Below are 20285 nucleotides of genomic sequence, written 5' to 3'. Positions count from 1 at the left end.
GTTTATGTATTTGAGCTGGATTCATGATGTTGGCTTCTCGATCTAGGTGCTCCGGACAGTCCGGAAGCATTCCTTGATCTCGATACTATTTAGGCCGCCAGCCCATGTTAATGCCAGAACGGGATGTACCGATTTCTACACCAAGACTGGGAGCAGCTAAGCCGTTTGGCATCGTGACATCGTAAGACTTCACGTCCCATAGATGCATGCTGAAATCGGGATGGACACTGAAACGTCTGCCTCGGGTCGCATGCTGCCGGCCGTTCATGTCCGCACTCACCGACTCATCTTGTCGGGGCTTCGCTCTGAAGCATCGTCAGGTCAGCTCCCAGTATCCTTCTTCTTTTTTCGTGATCCCCGCACGTTGGTCTGGCTTGTGGCGATGCCTCACAATGTAAAAGAGATCCCGAAAAATTTTCGATACCTCGGCGACGTAGCTATGACCTAATCCAAACATGTCTTTGCCCGCGCTCGATACATCGATAGTCGATAGGTGATCCATGACTAATGGAGGATTGGCGCCGCCTGCTCTGGGATAGCTGTGAACAAGCTGCGAGGCCGCAATCGCTCGATCATGGCGGGAGGCGTATAGAGTCACTTGTTCATACAAATTGAACACGCGTCCAAATTGCTTGAATCGTTTGGCATCGACATCCGGAGCTGCGAGGATAATCTGGCTGATTGGTGTCGCACCAGGCTTGTTCTCCCAGTTTTCGAGCACTGCTAACAGCGCCCGATTGCCCATGCTATGAGCGACAATGTGTAGTGCTGACAAGCCAAGATTTTGGGTCACATTGGTCAGATATTCTTTCAGGTTAGAAGCTGACCAATCCACGGTGGCCTCATCAGCGGGATACCCTTTTGTGCTTCCGAGGGAAGCCCAGGAGAAGCACAGCATCAGCCCAGGAAATTTGAGATCGTGGCGAAGTTGAGCTGAACGCCAGAGTGCCTCTTCAAAACCCACGTTGTAGCCGTGGATGAAGAGTAGACCTTCCTTGTGATTGGATTGCTGATCCAGTACGGTGGCCAATTGTTTTTTTGCGCTTTCAAACCAGGCTTCTAAATCAAGAAGCGCTTTTGTATGAACCACAATGTGCTTGTTGGGGTTGTCTTTCAGAATGCGGAAAAGGAATGTTGGGCGCTCTAGCTTGCCTTCTTTATGGATGTGGGGGATGGAAACCTTTGCAACGCCGTAAGAGACCTTGTCGTCGCTGCGAAATCCCCCAAACTTTACGCTACGTTGGGATTCTAATAGCCGATCCGTCCCAAAGAAAATAGTATACGTAGTGTAGTTATTTTGGGCAGGGACACCACTATAGTGAACAACTTCCCTTGGAGTGTCGCCAAGTCTTGCATGGCTATCGGTGTCTTTGGGGGCGGATGTAATTCGGATTCTACCCTCGCTGATTAAGTCGCTTGGGGCAGAAAATGAATTTTTAACGAGCCTTTGGAATCGTGGCTCTCTTACAACTGACGATATGCTCTGCTCACGATTCTGTTTGCCGCTGAGAATTAGCGCTACTTCTTTTGAATGGCGCGTAATTTTGATTTCTTGAGATCTTTTGATGAGCACTTTGAATCGTTCGTGCTTGGCTTTACCGACGATCCTGCTTTCAACTGTTTCAATGAACGTGCCGTGTGGGGCATTCCTCCAGCACAATATAAGTTGTGACGAGCTGATGAGTCGCTTATGAGGATCCCTGACAGACGTGTTCATGTTTAAAATTGCAAGCGCAATTTTTAGCTCAAGTGAAGTCCGTCCTGTATGTTTCATGCTGTCGTCTTATCCTGTGAAAGCAAACATTGATCAGTATGCCCAGGCGCTCAGTGGCCTCACGAAGTCTAACGTCGAGCGTCATCAGATGGGGTACATCGCCCGGGTGTAGCCGTCGACCTTGCATCGCACCTTCGCGCAGCAACTGGCGGTACGGGTTTGTGCGGCAGCCGATCTGTAGGAGCGTCCCGAATGCGACGAAAACACTCCGCATCTTCATGATCGAATAGTCGGATTTTGCCCTTTGATTTGGTGAATGGCCACGCCGAGCCAGCTATTCTCGGTCTGCTCTCGAGGCGCCTTGGGCAACAGGATAAGCGTGGATAGACCGCTGTATAGATGACCTGCGACCAAGGTCGGCAAGCACCGACCTGCCCGCTCGAACTTAACGGCTAGGCTCCGGGTACGGTAGCAGCCAGCTGACCAGAACCGGAGCTACCCCTTAGTTGCCAAGAATCACGTTTATATTGGCGTCGATTGCATTCATGTCCAGCCCTACACCTTCACTCTCTTCAGTGATCAATAGCGTACCCACCCTGCCATCGTCGGTTTCCGGTACCGGTGCCGGCAGGATGCCGGCCTTGCGATATGCGGCCAGCTTCCTCTCCCACCGCAGCCTGTATTCCTCTCTGGAGAGCATGCCATTGTGTTCCCAGTACCAGACGGTGCCCGAATCCTCGTCACGGATGGTGAAGTCGGGATAACGCTCGATGCCATCGAGCATTAATGGCTGCTCATATTGGTACCTGATTCCCGCCGACTTCAGTTTGGCTGCAATGATCCACTCTGACTTCGAGCGAACAAGCTCGCCGTTTTCTGTACGGTAAATCAGATTTTCGTCTAGGAACACGGATTGGTTGCGGACCTTGATTGCCACCGGCGAGGAAGGCTCGAACAGATTGGTCATCCGCCGACTAATCTCAGAGGCGGACTCATGACTGTATTGGATGAGGTTGCGGAAGTCCCCCTGGTGAAGGATCACGATCCTGTCCTTGTGCCGGGTCAGCGCGGTGTACAGCATTTCGCGCGTAAGGATTCGACAGGGGTTCGGGATCACAACAAAGGTCATCCCGAACTCACTACCCTGGGTTTTGTGGACCGTCAGCGCGTAAGCGAGCTCCAGCGGTGGTGATCCCTCCTGGGCATCGAACTCTCCCGGCCTATACGTGTAGGCAAAGCCCGGTTGAGAAGCGAACTCGACTTCAAGATCCTTCGGCGCCCAGTTCATGTTTCCTGTTCGCCATTGTCCCGTAACGATACCGATGTCGCCATTCGCGACGTAGCTGTCAGACTTCTCGGGGTAGGTTCTGCGGCCTGACTTATTGATGAGGTTAATCACCTTATCCCCGTAGATGATTCCTTCCGATCCTGCCGGGCGAGGGATCACCTTGTAGCGGTTGTCACTCGTAGCCAGTTGGCGGAAGGACTTCCTGAAATGCTGCTGAATTGTGCGATTAATCGCCGTGACACCAAACTGATGCGGCTTAATCGGCGAGAGGATCTGCCAGTCCTCAGCCCGACGTGAGGCACCGGGTCGACCGTGGCTCTCCCTATTGAAGTACACCGACGTGCCGCGTTCGCCTTCTGAAACTGTTCCGCCCAGTGAGACCTCAAAAGTCCTTTCATCGTGAATTGAGTCGAGTTCCAACTCTGCCACCAACTGTTGGAGCAGTAGCCGCTCCAGTTGATCGGGGTTGTCCCATCTAACGAGCTTCACTCGCTTGGAGTGTCCCGACGCCACGATGTGCCAGATTTCGTCCAGCCCTGGATCCTGAGGGCGACCACTGAACGCTTGGGCCAACAAGACGTCATCCCGCACCTCATCATCCTCGGCCTCCTGTCGCATCGTGACGGTAAGTTCGGCAAAGCAAGGCCCGACACGGATACCGGGCTGTTCAAGATTTGTAGGCTTGAGGAAGTTAACGATGTCCACAAACGGCCGTCCGGCGCCGATCGGAGGCAACTGTTTGGGGTCACCAACCAGAATGAGCCGATCGACTCCCTCTATCGCATCCAGCAGCGCTGCCAGCTGCTCTTCGGTCTTCATGGAGGCTTCGTCAATAATGACCGTCTTATTGCCGGCAGAGCGCGGAGCCTCGTCACTGAGGAGATATCTTCCCGTGCGGCCATCATACCGTTGGAGACCATTCAGGAACTGGGCCACAGTCTTTCCTTTGCCCGGCATGTCGGTTGCCTGTTCCAGCCTGACCCTCGCCTTGCCGGTTGGGGCCAGCAGGAGGATGCCGCCATCCCTGACGTCCGGGATGCTGCACAGCGCTTTCAGCAGTGTGCTCTTGCCGGTTCCTGCGCCGCCCATGAGCACAGTCACTCCTGACTTGTAGATAACTCGGAGAGCGGCTGCCTTCTCGATGCGCGCCTCCTGATCGCGCCTCGATCGTGTGGCTTGCGAAGCGTTACCACTCGCCTGTCCATCAATCGCTTCGTCGACCAAAGCGGCCCAGTTATGGTCGCCAGTATTCTCCTTGCGCCTCTTGCGACTGCGGATCTTGTCCCGAACCAGCTTAGAGGTCTGAACATAGAGATCCAGCTGGAACGCATCCAGCCCGTCCTTGACGAGAATTTGCGATATCTTCGGCCGAAGATAACTCTCCATGCTCAAAAGCGTATCAGCATCTAACGGACATTCGGGCTGCAAGGGCCGGTGCCGAATGCGCTGAATAAGCCAGTCAGCCAGAAGATAGGTGTGCCCTTCCTCGCGCGCGGCCTCTTCCAACGTCTGCAGCATGGCCGCACGCACGCGTCGCTCATCAATGGCCGCGCTGACTTGGCTTGGCGCTGGTACAGGGAAGTCCCTAAGTACCGACTCTGGCGGGAAGACACCCCGATCCACGATCTCGAAGGCTATCGGATCCTGTTGCTGCCGATCGTCCTCGAAAATCAGGTAGGGATTTTCAAGAATTTCGGCATCGGAAAGATTGATGCCAGCCGCGCGGCGCTCCGTAGGCTGATACCAGCGCATAGCTTGGTCATCGGTGAGATTTAAGCGTGCCAAGAGCATTAGCAGGGCACGTCTTTGGGACGGTAGACCGACCCACTTCTTTAGGTAAGCATCCCCCAGTCCGTCTCGGAGGTATTTCGGCAGAATTGTGGGGTCAGTCAGGACCTCCTTCAAAGCGCGCCAGGGGTCGAACTGATGGTCTTCGTGTCCGCACAGATACCAAGCCAATAGATTGCCATGAGGCAGTCCGAATGCGTTGAAGGCGGCACCCAGTCCCGGAAATGCACCACGCGCCTGCCAGAGGTCGTTCAGCTCGCCGTCAATCCACCTGAGATGATCGTCCCAGGGTTCATCCGGCAAATGCTGCTTCATCTCCTTGATGGCCTTCTCAATAGCCAGCAGTGAAGCGATAGCGCCGTCGTGCGCAAGATGCTCAGTACCGTAGGAGTAACTGCCGAAATATTCGTCCGGTGCGAAAGCTGTGCAGGCCGTGAGATCAAGGGAATCGTCCGATTCGGCGGCCTGCAGGAGTCGGTGGTAGGGAAGCAAGAAACCGTCGGAGTTCTTCGGTCGAATCGAGTGTTCGATATTCCTTTCCCACAAGTAGCCGGGGATTTTACCCTTTGGGCGTTGGCCAGCGCTGTATTGGTATTCGACTGGCTTACCTACCGACTTGACGCGACCAACACCGATGATCACGCGCCGAGTGTCGTCGGCCAGCGGCGTGCGCTTAGCGTAGAAGAATACGAGCGACTCATCAGGCTTGGCCGCACTGAAGAAGGTATCGAGGATGACACGCTGGTTGGTGCCCTCCTGCACCCAAGTCCTTTTGTCGCTGTTCCAGTTTGGGTTATCCCTGAGATCTGGTTCCCGATCGATCCGGTAGTCAATCTCCAAACTCTGTTGAATGCCCTTGATCTTTAATCGTGGATTGCCCTCAATTTTTTCGCACAGCATCCAGCGGAATGGGATCGCAGCTGCGGAGAAAGGCATAATCGTGTAGGGCGTGTCGGTAAAATGGCCATGGGTAGTGGTCGCCGACTCGGTGTACGGGTGCTTCTTCTGCAGCGAGAGGGCGAACGGAGCCATGATGGTCCCGTGCTCGTTAACGCAGGGTGGGAGCTCCGACGCCAGGAGATTCTCCAGGCTTAACCCGGGGTTCTGACTCTCGAACTCGTCATCTCGACCGGTACCGATTCGAGGCAGCACTGTGCAACTCGTATTGCCTCGGCAGTCCTTGCAAATGCTGCCAATCCAGCCTGAGTCGTGCCAAGGAACCCGAATAGTCAGGTGTTGAACGGGCAATTCACGAGCGCCTTGTATCACGTCTGGTTCTCTCCACTATTGAAGGCTGTGAACCTGCCACCGTCGATGTGAATCCATCGAGCACGTGGTTCATTGCATCGAAGATAGCGAGCGGCATTACCGTTGTCTCGCGGGTCATCGAAAATGGAAGTGAAGTCGGCTGGCAGCACTTGGTTAGTGCCCCGGCCCACGGTTGTGCTGATACCGTCCTTCAAGGAGTGGATGAAGACCGGTTCGCCGAAGTAGGTATGGGCATCGGCGTTGTCCTTGCGTTTCGGCGTGGCGGTTAATCGAGCCGAGCAAAGCTCTTCAAGGCGTATCGTGTGCCAGACAAGCGAAGGCCTACATGTACCCTGGTGGGAGGTTCTCGATGAAGATCACAGCTATGGAACAGGCCGAATCGGTCAGTGATGTCCTGTGCGACGTTTGTGGTGCTAGGGGTTGGTGCGCTTCGGGATGCAGGCCTAAGTATTAGCGAGTAAAGCAGACTTTGAAGCTCAGTTCCGTGTCCGTTCGAGTCCATTTCCTAGACCGGATGCTTTGCAAAAATGCGTCATTTCGACAAGCCCCCAGTGTCGCCGCATAATCACCCCGTCCTGCCACCAGGTGAGGCAACAATCAATCGATCCGGCGAACCACGGATGCGCCCGTACGCTGGCCCGGCCTGCGAGATTTCATGGAAAAGATGACGATCAACGAACTCGGGCTTCGTTACCGAGTTGAGGCCTCAAGCCTGGTGCTGGGGAACATCCTCAATCAGATTTACCAGGGCCAGCCCCTGTCCCCTGCCTTCCTTAAGGTTCTGCAATCCAAGGGCCTGTATCACCTGCACCAGCACGCCACGGGGGAGACGACCTTCGAGGGGTATATTGCCGCGCTGGACGCTGAAGAGGCTGAGCGTCTGGCTCGCATCAAGGCAGCCCAGGAGGCTGAGGACGCACGCCTGGCCCAACTCGCAGAAGCTCGACGCCGGCGTGAGGAAGCGGCCGAAGCCGAACGTATTGCCCGGGAAAGTGATCCCGCCTACATCGAAATGAAGCGGCGTGAGGCCCTTTTCCAGAAGTACGGCATTTCCAGCCCTTCGGCCCCATCAGACCATCTGGTGGCGATCCTGGAGAAGCTCGATGCCTACGTGGCACTGGACTCGGACCAATACCTCTGGCTGACCACCACTGGGAAACGAAACTTCACTCCCCAGGTTCGGAGTGCCTACCACCGGGGCCAGGCGATCAGCTGCGTGGCTGAGTTTCACTCGAAGGGTGATCCATGGAGTGTGGTCAATGGCAGCGGCCACTTCCGGAAGTGCGGCCAGGCCGACAAGGCGTTGGAGCTGCTTGATCTGCTCGACGCTGACAAGATTTCCAACCCGAAGACGAAATCAGCCCTGCACACGACGCGCGGTGGAGTCATGCGGGACCTGGGGCGCCATAAGGAAGCGGTCAAGCTGGGCGACCAGGCTCACAAACTCACCCCCCGTGACTTCCGGCCCTGCACCCTGCTAGGGGCCGTGCACATGGAGTTAGGCAACTTCAACCTGGCCCATGACTGGTACGACATGGCGATCGAGCGCGGTGCAACGGAAGAGAGCATCGACAGTGAATTGAAGCGGATCTTCGCCCAGGCGGATAAGGCCAAGCGCGAAAGTCTCAAGGCCTACCTACTGGCTGAAGACCCAGCCCGGTTCAGCTGGGTCAACAAGCCGGTTCGCCCCTGAAATCTGCATTCGTTGAGCCGGCGAAATTGGAGGCCAACGCGAGGGATAGGTTGGCGAGATTCTGGATCGTGGTGCGGGATCGGCGAGTAAAGCGGACACAAAAGCACAGCCCTGTGTCCGTTTCACTGAGCAGTCTAGCGGGATGTCTGGCCGGTGCTGACGTCCAGGTAGACGTTGTTGCTATTGGTCATGCCGCCACAGTAGGGGACCGAGCCGAGCAAAGTTCCTGAAGGAGTATCGTGTGCCAGACAAGCGAAGGCCTACATGTACCCTGGTGGGAGGTTCTCGATGAAGATCACAGCTATGGAACAGGCCGAATCGGTCATTGATGTCCTGTGCGACGTTTGTGGTGCTAGCACGCGTGTTGAAGGGTATGGATTGCAATTTGGCACTCTTCGCGCCAGTTGGGGGTATGGCTCGGCCCATGACGGCGAGCGCTATGAAGTCCATCTGTGCGAGCCCTGTTTTTTCGGGACGCTTTCAGGCCTCAGACGTGAGCGCATGGTGAACTTCATGTTCAGTGATGAGGACCAAGACCTCAGCGACTTTGGGCGCGTTGCTCGCGATGATCTGTTCAAAGACGGCGGCAACTCCTGATCTCGATGTTGGTCACAGTTGTAGGTGCCTCTCCAATTCGCAGACCCATGGCGATCCAGATAGGCGAGCGTCTGAATGCGCGACAGACTTTATTCTTTAGCTGTTCCCTGGTTTCTACGATTTCGAGGGGGCGCGACAGACTTTAGATGCACACTATCGTATAGGCGGGCTCACGGGGCACTAAGGCTGGCGACGGCAAAGGTGCGACGGACTTTATTCTCTAAGATCAGCCCGGCAGCGCCGGGCTTTTTTTATTCACATAGAGGGAGACTATCCATTCGATAGCCTGACAACTGTCCAAGGTGGTCTACCTTTGCAGTGTCCTTGGTGAAGGAGGAGTTCCCATGCTTGCGCAACTTCCGCCCGTCCTGCGCGATCTGAAACTGCCGTTACGCCTGCAGCTGTGGGACGGCAAGGAGATCGACCTCGGACCCAATCCGACCGTGACCATGACGGTGAAGGACCCCGGCCTGGTTTCACTGCTGAGCCGGCCCAACCTGGATACGCTGGGAACGGCCTATGTGGAAGGGCGCCTGGAACTGGCCGGGCCGATCCTGGAGGTGATCAGGGTCGGCGATGCCCTGAGCGAGGCGCTGGCGGGCAAGGAGGACGAGCTACCTCCCGAGCGGCGGGCCCATGACAAGGCTACCGACGCCGCCGCCATTTCCTATCACTACGACCTTTCCAACGACTTCTACGCCCTCTGGCTCGACCGCGACATGGTCTATTCCTGTGCCTACTACCCAACCGGCACCGAGGATCTGGACAGTGCACAGCAGGCCAAGCTGCATCACCTCTGCCGCAAGCTGCGGTTGAAGGCCGGCGAATACCTGCTGGACGTGGGGTGCGGTTGGGGCGGCCTGGCGCGCTTTGCCGCGCGCGAATACGGCGCCAGGGTGTTCGGTATCACCCTGAGCCGCGAACAGCTGGAGCTGGGGCGTGAGCGGGTCAAGGCCGAGGGCCTGAAGCGCCAGGTGGAGCTGGAGCTGCTGGATTATCGCGACCTGCCCCAGGATGGCCGCTTCGACAAGGTGGTCAGTGTCGGCATGTTCGAGCACGTCGGCCATGCCAACCTGCCGGTCTATTGCCAGCGCCTGTTCGGCGCCGTACGTGATGGCGGGCTGGTGATGAATCACGGCATAACCTCCCGACACCCGGACGGTCGTCCGGTGGGCCGCGGCGCTGGTGACTTCATCGACCGCTATGTCTTCCCCCATGGCGAGCTGCCGCATCTGTCCACCATGGTCACCGAGCTCAGCCTGGCCGGCATGGAAGTCGTGGACGTGGAAAGCCTGCGGCTGCATTACGCGCGAACCCTGGAGTTCTGGAGCACCAACCTTGAAGCCAACCTGGCCAAGGCCTCCAAGCTGGTTCCGGAACAGGCCCTGCGTATCTGGCGGCTCTATCTGGCCGGTTGTGCCCATGCGTTCCAGAAAGGCTGGATCAACCTGCACCAGATCCTCGCCACCAAGCCCCACGCGGACGGCTCCCATGAGTTGCCGTGGAGTCGGGCGGATATCTACCCGGCCGGGTAGTTCCAGCGGTGCTCGGCAACGGCGTCGTGCGCGTGGAGGCTTTCCGCGTGCACGACCCTCAGCCTGAACCCCTCCAGCCAATCCTGCTCGCGCAGAGCGCTGCCGAGGCGCCTTGCCGCATCCTCGCAGAACATCAGGTTCTGGCCATTGGCCAGGGCGAAGGCCTGCTCGTCTGCGCGCTTCACGGCGGTCTGCACAGCGGTACCCAGCGCCTGTTCCGCCAGGTCAGCCAAGCGACGCAGTGGCATTACCCCAACCGCCCCGGCCTGGCCCAGGCGTACCCATAGTCGCGCCACGCTGCGCTGGCTATGGGGCGTGGCTGCGCTCCCCTGGTTGCCGAGCCATTCCAGCGCTTGCGAAAGCTCCAGGGGGCGGTCGGTGAATTCCTTGGCGAAGCGTTGCTGGACCAGTTGCCGGGCCAGGGCGGCGGAGCAGGGGCAGGTGGAGGAGTAGGCCAGTTCCAGTCGAAGTTCCACGTGGAACCCCCATGCATCCTGACGTGCGTGGACCTCGAACGGGTAGGCCTTCCAACCGGCCAGCGAGCTGACCAGCGCCGGGCGCTTCAGCACCGCCTCACCGCACAGCCTGAGGCTGGCGCTGCTGGAGAGGCCCTGGTGGCTATCGAGGAAACGCGCCAGCACCCGGCGTAGCAGGCCGGCGGATAGCTCCTCGTGCTCCAGTTCCTCCAGTGCCAGGTAGAGGCGCGACATGTGGATGCCCCGGGCACTGGCTTCATCCAGGCTCACGCCGGCATCGGCACGGGCCGCGACGGTCTGGCCGTCCAGCCGCAAGGGCAGGGCGATGCCGCACATGCCGACCCAATCCAGGGGCATGGCCTGGGGGGCTGACTGTGCAGCGATATCCGGAAGGGCAAAGACGTTCATCAGTGGGTGCTCTTGAAAATGATGGGTATTGTTATGTTATAACAAATTAAGCATCAGACGATCGCCACCATGCCAGACATTCCGCTCAGTCGCGAAGAACTCCTCGCCCAGCCCGCCGAGGCCTACATGAACCCGGGCCAGCGGGCGTTTTTCCGCGCCCTGCTGGAACGCCAACGGGAAGAACTGCGCCAACACATCGAGGTTGAGTTCGGTGCCCTGCGCGATGTCGAGCCGGTCAGCGACGAAATCGATCTCGCCAGTCGCGAGGAACAGCGACTCTGGCAGTTGCGCCTGCTGGAGCGGGAGAAGCGCCTGCTGGACAAGGTCGACGAAGCCCTGGCGCGGCTCGCCCGTGGCGAATACGGCTGGTGCGAGGAAAGCGGTGAGCCGATCGGCCTGCGCCGCCTGCTGCTGCGCCCAACCGCGACACTCTGCCTGGAAGCCAAGCAACGCCAGGAACAACGAGAGCACCATCAGCGCCGTACCTGAGAGGACACCTACCTTGGACCAACGCCTACCCGTCACCCTGCTCTCCGGCTTCCTCGGCGCCGGCAAGAGTACGCTGCTCAACCACGTGCTGAAGAACCGCGACCAGTTGCGCGTCGCCGTGATCGTCAACGACATGAGCGAGATCAACATCGACGCCGTCGCGCTGCAGCGCGACGTCAGCCTGAATCGTGCCGAGGAGCGCCTGGTGGAGATGAGCAACGGCTGCATCTGCTGCACCCTGCGCGAGGATCTGCTGGAAGAGGTCAGCCGCCTGGCCCGCGAGGGGCGCTTCGACTACCTGCTGATCGAATCCACCGGCATCTCCGAACCCCTGCCGGTGGCCGAGACTTTCACCTTCCGCGACGAGCAGGGCCAGAGCCTGTCCGACCTGGCTCGCCTGGACACCCTGGTGACTGTGGTGGACGGGGTCAACTTCCTGCGCGACTACCGGGCCGCGGAAAGCCTTGCCAGCCGGGGCCAGACCCTTGGCGAGGAAGACGAGCGCGCCATCAGCGAGTTGCTCATCGAGCAGGTGGAGTTCGCCGACCTGCTGCTGATCAGCAAGGTCGACCTGATCTCCCGTGCCGAGCGCGACGAGCTCGGCGCCATCCTGCGCCGCCTCAACCCCGAGGCCGAGATTCTGCCCATGGTCATGGGAAAGGTGGACCTGACACGGCTCCTCGATACCGGCCGCTTCGATTTCGAGCGTGCCGCCCGGGCGCCGGGTTGGCTGAAGGAACTGCGCGGCGAGCAGGTGCCGGAGACCGAGGAGTACGGCATCGCTTCCACCACCTACCACGCGCGGCGGCCCTTCCACCCGCAGCGCTTCTTCAGCTTCCTCAACCGCGAGTGGTCCAACGGCCGCCTGCTGCGCTCCAAGGGCTTCTTCTGGTTGGCCAGCAAGCCGCAGGTCGCGGGCAACTGGTCCCAGGCCGGCGGCCTGATGCGCCATGGTAATGCGGGACATTGGTGGCGCTTCGTTCCCCGCGAGCACTGGCCACAGGACCAGGATGGCCTGCAGGCGATCCTGCGGCACTGGAGCCCGGAGGTCGGTGATTGCCGCCAGGAGCTGGTGTTCATCGGTCAGGACATCGATTTCGCCCGGCTGCGCGCCGAGCTGGATGCCTGCCTGCTCGACGACGCGGAGATGGCGCTCGGACCTGAGGCCTGGACACGGCTGGCGGATCCCTTCGGCCCCTGGGATGACGGGGAGGGCGCCTGATGCCGGCATTTCGGGTGAAACCGGCGCCGCGCCAGGTCAGGGCCGAGAGCCTCGAGGTGTTGGGCGAGGCGTTGCACGATGGGGTCAATCTCTCCATCTGGGAGCGCCGTCTGCCCCTGCATATCGAGGACTTCGCCGGCAGCCTGCTGGCGCTGGGCGATCCGCTCGCCGAATCCCTGACCCTGGATCTGGCCGATGTCGAAGCCGAACCGAACCTCTCCGCGCTGGCGGCCGGATTCGCCGATCTGGCGGGCTATCAGGGGTTCATCACCGACGTCGCCTGGCTGGTACGGGCCTTCGCCTGCCTGCTGGATGCCCGGCGCATAGGCCTGCGCCTGCGTCGCCTGGACAAGGCCATGTGCCCCCGCTTCCATGTGGATCATGTGCCGCTGCGGCTGATCACTACCTACGCAGGTGCCGGCAGTCAGTGGCTGCGGGAGGGTGAAATGCCGCGCTCGCGCCTCGGCGATCCCACCGCCGAACCGGCCGAGGTTGTGGATAACCAACGGCTGGGTGCCGGCCATGTGGCGCTGTTCAAGGGCGAGAAGTGGTTGGGTAATGAAGGCCGTGGAATTATCCACAGGTCGCCGCAACCAGCACCGGGCGAGAGCAGGCTGCTGCTTACACTGGATTGGCTGGGGTGAGTCGCAGGATTTATTGCAGGTGGGTGCCGAGTGAAGCGTGGCGCGGCAGGCCCGGTTGGCTTGCGGAGAGCTACTCCCACGTGCCCTGGCTTTGTCCTTCGCAGAAGGGTTTCAGGTAGCGGGCATCGCTGGCCACGCCGTAATAGTGGATATCCTGGCGATAGGGCTGGTTGCTGGCCCTGGCGTTGCGGCATACGCCGAAGGCGCCAGAGGGGCAGTTATCCACATAGGTCACTTCCACTTCCTGACCCTTCATCTCCGGCTTGCAGAAACCGTCACGGAACAGTTGCGGCGGGATGCTACGGTTTTCCTGGCAGAGCTTCACGTCCAGCCCCTCGCCCCGGCTGTGCACGACACAGGCTTGGGCATGGGCTTCGACGGACAGCGACAGCAGCAGGGGCAGCAGCCAGGCACGCATGGGAGGTCTTCCAGGCAATGAAGGCAGCGACTCTAGCACGGCGCTTTCTAAGGTGTGTGTGAAGCAGCACCATAGCCAGATGCTTACTCATATCCCGACCCATCTCATTGCCGGGCCCCTGGGCGCCGGCAAGACCAGCCTGATCCGCCAGCTGCTGGCGCAACGCCCTGCCCACGAGCGCTGGGCGGTACTGATCAACGAATTCGGCCAGATCGGCCTGGACGCCGCACTGCTGACCAGCAGCGACGACGGCATCGCCCTCGCCGAGGTGGCGGGCGGCTGCGTCTGTTGCGTCAACGGCGCGCCTTTCCAGGTGGGCCTGGCGCGATTACTGCGCAAGGCGAGGCCGGACCGGCTACTGATCGAACCCTCCGGACTCGGACACCCGGTCGAGCTACTGCGACAGCTACGCGACCCCCCCTGGGACGGCGTACTGGCGCTACAGCCGAGCGTCGTGGTGCTGGATGCGGCGGCCCTGGCTACGGGCCAGCTACTGCCAGACAGCCAGCGGGAGGCACTTTCTAGTGCTGGCCTTGTGCTACTAAACAAGTCGGAAAACCTCGATTTGTCCACATGTGAACAACTTTCCGCGCAATTGCCTACTTCAAAACTGCTGTGGACGACACAAGGCAGGCTCGATATCGAGAAGCTTCCAGGGATTCATTCACATTCTGGAAAAGCTGTTGGTATAGAGCAGTTACCAACAGGTGTGGATAAGCCTCCTGCTCTGTGGAGGAATCCGGCCGAACCGATCTGCCAGATCCAGGCCGGTAACGATGGTTGGAGCATCGGCTGGCGCTGGCATCCGAGTCAGCAATTCGAGCTGATACGCGTGCAGTCGTGGCTCGCCGGCCTGCCCTGGCGCCGCGCCAAGCTGGTGCTGCACAGCAACGCCGGCTGGCTCTCGGGCAATGCCCTGGACGGCGCGCCGATTCATTGGCAGGTCAGCGAATGGCGCAAGGACTCGCGCCTGGAACTGATCTTCGCCGGGCCTCAGGACGAGGCGGCGCTGAAGGTGGGGATGGCGGCGTGCAGGCTGGGTTAGGGGCGGGGATGTCGCTTTTTCTTGTGGGAGATTCGTTTCGGAGTTTCCACCATCGGTGTCTTGCACGGCCCCGCTGCTGGATAGAAAAGCGCTATCCACGCACTGTAGGAAAAGCCGACAAGAGCGTTGAAGGCTGGAGGCTGGACGAAAAACGGGATGTGGGGGCGAATTCATTCGCGGAGGGCCGCGCAGCGGCCCCGTAGGGTGGACCACGCTTCACCGGTCCACCATTGGAGGCTCGCCCAGGCTCCGCTGGTGGATGTGAAAAGCGACATCCACCCTACGCACGGGGACAGTTCGTTCAGCCTTCAGCCCCAAGGGTGGGCCACGCTCCACCGGTCCACCTTTCGGGGTTCGTCCTGACCCAGCAACGAAAACGGGCCCCGAAGGGCCCGTCTGGTATCGATCCAGGGCTCAGCGCCCGGTCAGTCCTGGTTCATCCGCGAATGGGTGCGGGTGTCCTTCATGAACACGTACACCAGCAGCGAGCAGGCGATGCAGGCGGTGACGTACCAGTAGAAGCCGCTTTCCATGCCGATGCTCTTGAACCACAGGGCCACGTACTCGGCGGTGCCGCCGAAGATGGACACGGTCAGCGCGTAGGGCAGGCCCACGCCCAGGGCGCGGATCTCGGTGGGGAAGAGCTCGGCCTTCACCACCGCGTTGATCGAGGTGTAGCCGCTGACGATGATCAGCGCCGCCATGATCAGGAAGAACGCGCCCCACCAGGTCTGGATGCTGTGCAGGGTGCTGAGGATCGGGTAGGTGAAGAGGGTGCCCATCACGCCGAAGGCGATCAGGATCGGGCGCCGGCCGATCTTGTCGGAAAGCGTGCCGACAATGGGCTGCAGCAGCATGAAGAGGAACAGCGTGGCGGCCGAGATCATGGTCGAGTCGCCCTTGCTCATACCCACGGTGTTCACCAGGTACTTCTGCATGTAGGTGGTGTAGGTGTAGAAGGCCAGGGTGCCGCCCATGGTCAGGCCGACCACGGTGAACACTTCCTTGGGATGGCGCATCAGGGTGCGCAGCAGGCTTTCCTTGGGCTTGTCCTTCTTCCTGGTGAAGGAATCGGTTTCTTCCATGCCGCGACGCAGGAACATGGCGACCACCGCGCACAGCGCGCCGATCACGAAGGGTACGCGCCAGCCCCAGCTTTCCAGTTGCTCGGTGGTCAGGGTCTGCTGCAGGACGATCAGTACCGCCAGGGCGATGAGCTGTCCGGAGATCAGGGTCACGTACTGGAAGCTGGAGAAGAAACCGCGCTGTTCCTTGGTCGCCATCTCCGACAGGTAAGTGGCGGAGGTGCCGTATTCACCGCCCACCGAAAGGCCCTGGAGCAGACGCGCTACCACCAGCAGCACCGGCGCGGCGACGCCAATGGTCTCGTAGCTGGGGGTCAGGGCGATGATCAGCGAGCCGAAGCACATCAGCAGGACCGAGGCCAGCAGTGCCGCCTTGCGGCCCTTGCGGTCGGCATAGATGCCCATCAACCAGCCGCCGATGGGGCGCATGAGGAAGCCCACGGCGAAGATCGCGGCGGTATTGAGCAGTTGGGCGGTCATGTCGCCTTGGGGGAAGAAGGCCTTGGCGAAGTACAGCGAGAAGGCGGCGTAGACGTACCAGTCATACCATTCGACCAGGTTGCCGACTGAACCACTGAAGATCGACTTGATGCGCTGCGATGTCGTGCGGGGTGCTGCAGAGGCAGTCAGGGTGCTGGAGCTATCCATCATCTTTCCTCGACGCTTAGTTGTTGTTGTGGCGCGGTCGAAGCCGCGCAAGTGCAGCGAGCACATAGCAGGAGCTGTGCCAGGGGAGGAAAGGCCCGGAATAGAGGGGTTGCGGTGTTATCCGGCGAGGGGCATGCGCGGAATCCTGCCGATGCCGGAATGGCGATGAGCAAGATTCCGCCGATGTCGTGGGGGCGATTTCAATCGCCAAGCGGACCGCAGGTTCGCCCTTGGGACTATCAGGGGGCAGCTGCGCTGCCCTTGGCGAATGAATTGGCTATGTCTGCGTTAAATGTTGCTAGAAGCTCCTGAGCCAAGCTGATTATCGAGCGGACGGCGAGTCCCTGTTTCGCCCCCCGGCGAGTCTCTTTTTTCAGTCGCCAAAAAAGAAACCAAAAACGCTTGCCCCTGCATCCGGCCCGGCTTCGCCGGGTGACCAGCCTTCGGCTGTTACTGCGTTTCCCTCGCTCCATCGTTGCGCCGGGGGCCCGGCGTGAGGGGCCATCCATGGCCCCGCACGCCTCTCGCGGCATCCATGCCGCTCGTCCCCCTCTGCAACGATTCCGCTCGGCCTCCTGACGGGGCGCAGTCGTGGCCCCACCGCTTCTGCGCAGGTTCAGGCACTGACCGGGCATGAGGATTGCTGCGCCTTGTCAGGCACGAGTCACCCCTCTCCCTCCGGGAGAGGGGCCGGGGGAGAGGGAGGCGTCAGGCGGGTACGGAGACCTGAAAGCCCTGTACTAGAGGCTTCTGTTAAGTCCTGCAACAGCTAACGCAGACATTGCCAATGAATTCGCCCCTACAGGAAATGCGATCGGGGTCAGTCGTCCTCGCCCGGCAGGAACTCGCTGCGGGCCAGGCCGTGGCGGACCATCTTCTCGTTGAGGGTGCGGCGTGGCAGGCGCAGCAGGTCCATCACCGCCTTGATATCCCCCTGGCAGCGCGCCAGGGCCTGGCGCAGGCATTGCGCCTCGTAGGCTTCCATGAGGTCGGCCAGCGACGGTTCGCCCTCGACGCGTTCTGCCGCGCCTGTGGATAACCCCAGTACGTGGCGTTCGGCGGCATTGGCCAGCTCGCGGACATTGCCCGGCCAGCCATGGGCCAGGAGCTGCGCCAGTTCCGCCGGGGTCAGGGTGGGTTGCGGCCGGCCCAGGCGCTCGCTGGATTGGCGGGCGAAATGCTCGAAGAGCAGGGGAATATCCTCGCGCCGTTCACGCAGGGGCGGCAGTTGCAGCTCGGCCACGTTGAGGCGGTAGAGCAGGTCCTCGCGGAAGCGCCCGGCGCGCACTTCCTCACGCAGGTCCGGCTTGGTGGCGGCCACCACGCGGATATCCACGGCAATGCTCTGGTTCGAGCCCAGGCGTTCCAGGCGCTGCTCCTGCAGCACCCGCAGCAGCTTCACCTGTTGCGCCAGGGGCATGCTCTCGATTTCGTCGAGGAACAGGGTGCCGCCGTGGGCGTGCTCGATCTTGCCGATGCGCTTGCCCTGGGCGCCGGTGAAGGCGCCGCTTTCGTGGCCGAACAGTTCGCTCTCGAAGAGGTTTTCCGGAATGGCCGCGCAGTTCAGCGCCACGAAGGGCTTGCCGGCGCGGGGGCCGAAGTCGTGCAGGCAGCGGGCGACCATCTCCTTGCCGGCGCCGGTCTCGCCGCGCAGCAGGACATTCACCGGTGTGCCGGCCAGTTCCAGGACCTGGCGGCGCAGCTGCGCCAGGGGCCGGGACACGCCTAGCAGGCGGCCGTCCAACTGGTCCTTGAGGTCCGCCTGGACCCGCAGGCGGCGGTTTTCCTGTACCAGGCGGCGTTTTTCCAGGGCCCGGCGCAGGCTCTCCAGCAGGCGCTCGGCGGTGAAGGGCTTTTCGATGAAGTCGTAGGCGCCCAGGCGCATGGCCTCCACCGCCTGGGGCACGTCGCCGTGGCCGGTGACCATCAGGAAAGGCAACTCGCGGTCCAGCGCCTGCACCGCCTGGAGCAAGGCCATGCCGTCCATGCCGGGCATGCGCAGGTCACTGATGACCACCCCCGGGAAATCGGCATCGAGGCGCTTCAGGCAATCTTCGGCACTGCCCTCCACCCTGACCTCGAAGCCGGATAGCTCCAGCCACTCGCGTACCGCTTCGCGGATCGCCGCCTCGTCGTCGACGAAGATCACCTGGGCCGTCATGGCTATTCCTCTCTGGCTTTATCCACAGGTAGGCGCAGGCTGAACAGCGCGCCCTCGCCCTGGTTGGCGGCGCTCAGGGTGCCGCCCAGTTCATGGACGATGGCGTAGGACACCGCCAGTCCGATACCCAGGCCGGCACCTGCCGGCTTGGTGGTGAAGAAGGGATCGAAGACCCGCGGCAAGTCCTCTTCGGCTATGCCGCCGCCGTTGTCGGCCACCTGGAGCAGCCAGTCGCCGTCTTCCCGTCGCAGGGTTATCCACAGTCGCGGCCGCGGCTTGCCGGCGACCGCGTCCAGGGCATTGCGCAGCAGGTTGACCAGCACCTGTTCCAGGCGAATGGCGTCCCCCGATACCCAGGCCGGTACGCTGAGTTCCTGGCGGATTTCCACCTTCGCGTCGCGCAGGTTGGGCGCCAGCAGCTGCAGGGACTTATCCACAACGCTGCCCAGTTCCAGGCATTCGCGCAGGCCGCCGGGCGTCTTGCGTGCGTAGGTCTTGAGGTGTCCGGTGAGGGCGGCCATGCGCTGCAGCAGTTCGTCATGTCGCGCCAGGGCCTTGCGCGCCTGTTCCAGCTGGCCGTTGTCGAGCATCAGGCGCAGGCTCGCCAAGTGCATCTGCAGGGCGGTCAGGGGCTGGTTGATCTCGTGGGCGAGGGCCGCGGACATCTGCCCCAGGGCTGCCAGCTTGGCCGCCTGGATCAGTCCGTCCTGGGCGGTGCGCAGGGCGGCGGTGCGCTGTTCAACCAGGCGCTCGAGTTCTTCCCGGCTGCGCTGGCGGATGCGCGCGAGGCGCCAGCGCTGGTGCAGGAACAGGGCGAGGAAGAACAGCGCCAGCCAGGCACCACCGGCGGCGAGGCTGGCGGCGCGGGCGCTGCTCGCGGCATCCTGCGGGGTGCGCAGCAGGTGCAGGGTCCAGCCTTCGCTGGGTAGAGGCAGGCTCTCCCAGAGATAGTCGCCGCGGCCGGCGGGTCCCTCGACCCGGGCCAGCCGGCTGCCTTCGCCGAAGTCGAGCAGGGTGTTGTGGATAAGTGGCGCCAGGGGTTGCTTGTCGTACTGGCGGGTGGCGGCCATCTCGGCACGGCCTTCGGCGGGAATGGCTTGCAGTTCGCGATAGCGCCAGCCCGGATGGTTGGCGATGAACACCACGCCACGGGCATCGCTGACCAGGATGATGTCCGGTCGCTGGCTCCATTCCTGCTCCAGTTCGGGGAACTCCAGTTTCACCACCATGGCGCCGATGAACTCGTCGTGCTCGCCACGCACCGCGCTGGCCAGGAAGTAGCCGGGAATCCCGCTGATCACGCCCACCGCGTAGAAGCGGCCGCTGCCGTGGCGGCGGGTTTCGTTGAAGTAGGGGCGGAATCCGTAGTTGTGACCGACATAGCTGGTGGGTGAGCGCCAGTTGCTGGCGGCCACGGCCAGGCCGTCACGGTCCAGCAACTCCAGGGTGGTGGAGCCGGCCGCACGATTCATTCGCTCCAGCTTGAGGTTGAGCTGCATCTGTTCGGCGTTATCCACAGGTCCCTGGAGAATCGCCCGGACTTCCGGGTCCAGCGCCAGCACGGCGGGCAAGGCGCGAAAGCGATCGATCAGGGTACGCAGGCTGCCGCCATAGAGCGCCAGCTGCTCGCGCGCCTGTGCACCCTCATCGCGCAGGGCCTCGCGCTCGGCCTGGCGCCCGGCCAGGTGCATCGCCAGGAACAGGCCGGCGAGCAGCAGCAGGATCAGCAAGGTGATGCGCAGGGAGCGGGGGATCAAGGTCGACAGTCCGTGGAGGCGAGGCGCTGACGATAGCACGGTCGGTTC

At 61.2% G+C, this 20285-nt stretch carries 14 protein-coding genes; 7 read left to right on the top strand and 7 right to left on the bottom strand.

The genetic code is table 11. From position 1 onward, the window contains the following. Positions 1–316 precede the first annotated feature (316 nt). Both ACFPU0_RS02915 and ACFPU0_RS02910 read right to left on the bottom strand, forming a co-directional pair. Positions 317–1774, bottom strand: coding sequence for an alpha/beta hydrolase (locus tag ACFPU0_RS02915; RefSeq protein WP_377691275.1), 1458 nt, complete (start codon positions 1772–1774; stop codon positions 317–319). A gap of 442 nt (positions 1775–2216) precedes the next feature. Beyond that, positions 2217–5822, bottom strand: a complete 3606-nt coding sequence (locus ACFPU0_RS02910; RefSeq protein WP_377691274.1) for an AAA family ATPase — start codon at positions 5820–5822, stop codon at positions 2217–2219. Positions 5823–6714: 892 nt separating this feature from the next. Between ACFPU0_RS02910 and ACFPU0_RS02905 the strand changes: the two genes are divergently transcribed. From ACFPU0_RS02905 to cfaB, 3 genes are all read left to right on the top strand, one after another. After that, on the top strand, positions 6715–7752 hold the full coding sequence (locus ACFPU0_RS02905) for a hypothetical protein (RefSeq protein WP_377691273.1): 1038 nt from the start codon (positions 6715–6717) through the stop codon (positions 7750–7752). A gap of 288 nt (positions 7753–8040) precedes the next feature. Beyond that, positions 8041–8349 carry a hypothetical protein gene (locus ACFPU0_RS02900; RefSeq protein ID WP_377691272.1) on the top strand — a complete coding sequence of 103 codons (309 nt, stop codon included), beginning with the start codon at positions 8041–8043 and terminating at the stop codon, positions 8347–8349. A gap of 344 nt (positions 8350–8693) precedes the next feature. Further along, on the top strand, positions 8694–9884 hold the full coding sequence (gene cfaB / locus ACFPU0_RS02895) for a C17 cyclopropane fatty acid synthase CfaB (RefSeq protein WP_377691271.1): 1191 nt from the start codon (positions 8694–8696) through the stop codon (positions 9882–9884). Here cfaB and folE2 read toward each other — a convergent pair. Then, complete coding sequence (folE2, locus tag ACFPU0_RS02890; protein WP_377691270.1) at positions 9869–10768, bottom strand: GTP cyclohydrolase FolE2; 900 nt, start codon at positions 10766–10768, stop codon at positions 9869–9871. The two genes, cfaB and folE2, sit on opposite strands and share 16 nt — an antisense overlap. Before the next feature lie 69 nt (positions 10769–10837). Here folE2 and dksA point away from each other — a divergent pair, with 69 nt between their 5' ends. Genes dksA through ACFPU0_RS02875 form a run of 3 tightly spaced genes read left to right on the top strand, consistent with a single transcriptional unit; the run spans position 10838 to position 13123 of the window. Further along, positions 10838–11257 carry an RNA polymerase-binding protein DksA gene (dksA, locus tag ACFPU0_RS02885; RefSeq protein ID WP_377691269.1) on the top strand — a complete coding sequence of 140 codons (420 nt, stop codon included), beginning with the start codon at positions 10838–10840 and terminating at the stop codon, positions 11255–11257. Positions 11258–11270: 13 nt separating this feature from the next. After that, a complete protein-coding gene (zigA, locus tag ACFPU0_RS02880; protein WP_377691268.1) occupies positions 11271–12479 on the top strand; it encodes a zinc metallochaperone GTPase ZigA in 1209 nt (402 codons plus the stop codon). After that, positions 12479–13123, top strand: coding sequence for a DUF1826 domain-containing protein (locus ACFPU0_RS02875; protein ID WP_377691267.1), 645 nt, complete (start codon positions 12479–12481; stop codon positions 13121–13123). The genes zigA and ACFPU0_RS02875 overlap by 1 nt, the downstream gene beginning before the upstream one ends. 70 nt (positions 13124–13193) lie before the next feature. On the opposite strand, the gene ACFPU0_RS02870 is transcribed toward ACFPU0_RS02875, so the two are convergent. Next, positions 13194–13541, bottom strand: coding sequence for an NADH:ubiquinone oxidoreductase (locus ACFPU0_RS02870; RefSeq protein WP_377691266.1), 348 nt, complete (start codon positions 13539–13541; stop codon positions 13194–13196). A gap of 79 nt (positions 13542–13620) precedes the next feature. Between ACFPU0_RS02870 and ACFPU0_RS02865 the strand changes: the two genes are divergently transcribed. Beyond that, entirely contained in the window at positions 13621–14586 is a 966-nt protein-coding gene (locus ACFPU0_RS02865) for a CobW family GTP-binding protein (RefSeq protein WP_377691347.1), read from the top strand. 425 nt (positions 14587–15011) lie between these two features. Here the strand turns inward: ACFPU0_RS02865 and ACFPU0_RS02860 are convergent, their stop codons facing one another. The 3 genes from ACFPU0_RS02860 to ACFPU0_RS02850 all read right to left on the bottom strand — a co-directional run bounded on the left by ACFPU0_RS02860 (position 15012) and on the right by ACFPU0_RS02850 (position 20237). Next, positions 15012–16319, bottom strand: coding sequence for an MFS transporter (locus ACFPU0_RS02860; RefSeq protein ID WP_377691265.1), 1308 nt, complete (start codon positions 16317–16319; stop codon positions 15012–15014). A gap of 820 nt (positions 16320–17139) precedes the next feature. Beyond that, positions 17140–18480: a sigma-54-dependent transcriptional regulator gene (locus ACFPU0_RS02855; protein WP_377691264.1), complete on the bottom strand. Its 1341-nt coding sequence runs from the start codon at positions 18478–18480 to the stop codon at positions 17140–17142. A gap of 2 nt (positions 18481–18482) precedes the next feature. After that, positions 18483–20237 (bottom strand): sensor histidine kinase, encoded by a 1755-nt coding sequence (locus tag ACFPU0_RS02850; RefSeq protein ID WP_377691263.1) that lies wholly within the window; start codon positions 20235–20237, stop codon positions 18483–18485. Positions 20238–20285: the final 48 nt, after the last annotated feature.

Origin of the sequence: Pseudomonas sp. GCM10022186, from assembly GCF_042656385.1 — a bacterium.
GTDB lineage: Bacteria > Pseudomonadota > Gammaproteobacteria > Pseudomonadales > Pseudomonadaceae > Metapseudomonas.
The sequence above is the reverse complement of the archived record's forward strand: the minus strand, read 5'-3'. Positions and strand labels throughout refer to the sequence as shown.